This is a genomic window from Candidatus Thioglobus sp. (assembly GCF_028599055.1).
Lineage (GTDB): Bacteria > Pseudomonadota > Gammaproteobacteria > PS1 > Pseudothioglobaceae > Thioglobus_A.
The window spans coordinates 1-2,186 of sequence record NZ_JAQRMS010000180.1 but is presented as its reverse complement, the minus strand read 5'-3'; the positions used below and the strand labels follow the sequence as shown (position 1 = coordinate 2,186).

The following is a 2,186-nucleotide window of genomic DNA, read 5'->3' as shown; positions in this document are numbered from 1 at the left end:
TCAAAGCACCACTAGCATTGAGCCTGTTTATCCAATCGAGCTTATTGCCGAGCAACAACTAGGCAAGCATTGGCAAAAAGACTTTATAAAATCAGTTAATATCGAAAAAGTATTGCTTTAAAATTACCCTTGGTAACCAGCCAAAACACTTGAGAAGAATTTACTTTCCTATAGGAGACACCATGAAAAAAACACTAATCACGCTTTTTACGTTACTTTCAATCAATGCTTATGCAGGCAGCGCACAAAACATTGCTGACACATTTAACGCGTCAAATACCCCTGCCGAACTAGTTAAATCAGGTTGGGCTGGTAACAATGGTGGTAAGGGTTACAAAGTATTACAAGTTATTGTTAAAGACACAGGTAAAGCGGCAGAATTACACATTGACAACAATGGTAAAGCAGCGGCAGCTTTCGATAGTGCTAAAACAGCTAAGCTAAACGCAGATGTTGACTACAAAATGATCGCCACAATGAAAGACTGGGCAGCAATGGGCACAGGTGAATCTGGCCCAATGTATCATATGACATTTGGCGGATTATCGTTTGAAGGCCCAATGGGTGAAGCCATGAACAACATGGGTCCATTTGCTTCTTTCTTAGTTAATATTGGTAAAAATATTCAAAACTAATCAACATTACTCAGCGCTTAATATTTAATTAGCGCTGACGTACACCCAAGCTTGTTTGCCTGATTTTAACTGGCCCAATACCCGCTGATAAGCATCCACTTCGTATTTATCTGAATGCGCTAACTCTTGCGCGCTAATTTCAAATACCACCCCGGCAATTTCATCTGTGTCTGATTTTGAGCTAACAGCAATAGGATGATGCGTCTTGCCGCTGAGCTTAACCACAGCCTCATCCTTAATGGCCACCATGGCCAATGAATAACCCAACAAGTAGTCATTAGATCCTCCTAATTCCCGTCCAAATGTTTCTATTTGTACCGGTGTCTGCTGCAAAGTACCATAAGAAAAAAGCAAGATTTTATTACTCATAAACACCTGTTAATTAGTATTGAATGACACAATATATTACGCATATTGACTAAAGGGTGATTATGCGGTCGTTCAAATTATTATGAACGCCAAAATCATCCAGGCCAGAAATTCTTATTAGTATAGCTTAAAACCAAAAAAAAACCCTAATCATTGATTAGGGTTTTTTATCACGGCTAATTAATAATTAACCGAAGTTTATGAATAAAGCGTTGCATTAGAAAAATAAATCTGAGGAGAGATAGAAAACCAATACAACTAAGACTATTATCCTAAAAGTATGCTCTGATTGCTATTATGGTAAACCATATATAAACAACCCAAAGCAGTCTATATAACCTTACGGCGAATTAAGGTGGCTTTTGCCATAAAAAAGACAACCACAATAAATACCACAGCGCCAGCAATATCACCCTGTACATAAGACTGAAAATACACTTTACCCGCACTAAATTGCTCTGGTGCGTACAATAATGCCACTTTGGCGAATGTGGTTGTCACTGAGGCAATAACAATCAACGGCAGTACATGCCAATAATTCAATTGTTGGTTTTTAATAAAGTTACCCATGGAAATTTTTTGCATCAGCATAATCACCAACAAAGGGATAAGTGTATTAACCGTACGACTAATGACTTCATGTTGAGCAATGTTAGCTGTGCCGCCCTCGATAAAAACCTCAGCCAGTAGATAGCCAATCAATAAACCTGGAAAAACCCGAAAGCCAAACAACAGATAAGCCAGTAACACAGCACCCATTGGCAACCAAAGATTGTTACCAATATCAGAGTTAAAATGATCCATGGGAATAATTAACGAACGCGTGATAAAAACGCTCAATAGCGCCACTAAGTTATATTGAATAAATTTAATCATAACTAAGTATTTTACGCTACTAATTAATTTGTTTTAAGATTCAAATTGATCGATTAATACTGACGCTCTAACCAATTCAGCAATAGATTTAGCCTGCATTTTTTTCATTACTCTGGATCGATGAGCTTCAACAGTTGCTAATGAAATAAATAACTGATCAGCAATACTACGATTTTTATCACCTCGGACGGCACAACGAAACACTTCCGCCTCTTTTTTTTGTTAACAATCGATAACGATTTGATGTAGCTATTTTTTCTGCAAATAATTCAATGGTAGTCGTTACTTTGGCTAACAAAATATCAG

4 protein-coding genes and 1 pseudogene are annotated in these 2,186 nt (G+C 37.4%); 2 read left to right on the top strand and 3 right to left on the bottom strand.

Features of this window, described 5'->3' with window-relative positions; all coding sequences use genetic code 11:
• Nucleotides 1–16: 16 nt before the first annotated feature.
• The gene (locus tag PSN35_RS07695) at nucleotides 17–121 is read left to right on the top strand and encodes a DUF3400 domain-containing protein (RefSeq protein ID WP_367183413.1); all 105 of its coding nucleotides are present in this window, start codon (nucleotides 17–19) and stop codon (nucleotides 119–121) included.
• Between the two features lie 61 nt (nucleotides 122–182).
• Complete coding sequence (locus PSN35_RS07295; protein WP_300031534.1) at nucleotides 183–635, top strand: SCP2 sterol-binding domain-containing protein; 453 nt, start codon at nucleotides 183–185, stop codon at nucleotides 633–635.
• A gap of 24 nt (nucleotides 636–659) precedes the next feature.
• Here PSN35_RS07295 and PSN35_RS07290 read toward each other — a convergent pair whose 3' ends face one another.
• The 3 genes and pseudogenes from PSN35_RS07290 to PSN35_RS07280 all read right to left on the bottom strand — a co-directional run.
• Nucleotides 660–1,004 (bottom strand): gamma-glutamylcyclotransferase family protein, encoded by a 345-nt coding sequence (locus PSN35_RS07290; RefSeq protein WP_300031531.1) that lies wholly within the window; start codon nucleotides 1,002–1,004, stop codon nucleotides 660–662.
• Nucleotides 1,005–1,334: 330 nt separating this feature from the next.
• Nucleotides 1,335–1,880: a hypothetical protein gene (locus PSN35_RS07285; RefSeq protein WP_300031528.1), complete on the bottom strand. Its 546-nt coding sequence runs from the start codon at nucleotides 1,878–1,880 to the stop codon at nucleotides 1,335–1,337.
• A 33-nt stretch (nucleotides 1,881–1,913) separates the two neighbouring features.
• A pseudogene (locus PSN35_RS07280) lies at nucleotides 1,914–2,087 on the bottom strand (LuxR C-terminal-related transcriptional regulator); the annotation flags it as partial.
• Nucleotides 2,088–2,186: the final 99 nt, after the last annotated feature.

What these genes read in the sequence shown, in the direction of transcription:
- PSN35_RS07295 (WP_300031534.1), top strand. Translation starts at nt 183, where the DNA reads ATGAAAAAAACACTAATCACGCTTTTTACGTTACTTTCAATCAATGCT.
- PSN35_RS07290 (WP_300031531.1), bottom strand. Translation starts at nt 1,004, where the DNA reads ATGAGTAATAAAATCTTGCTTTTTTCTTATGGTACTTTGCAGCAGACA.
- PSN35_RS07285 (WP_300031528.1), bottom strand. Translation starts at nt 1,880, where the DNA reads ATGATTAAATTTATTCAATATAACTTAGTGGCGCTATTGAGCGTTTTT.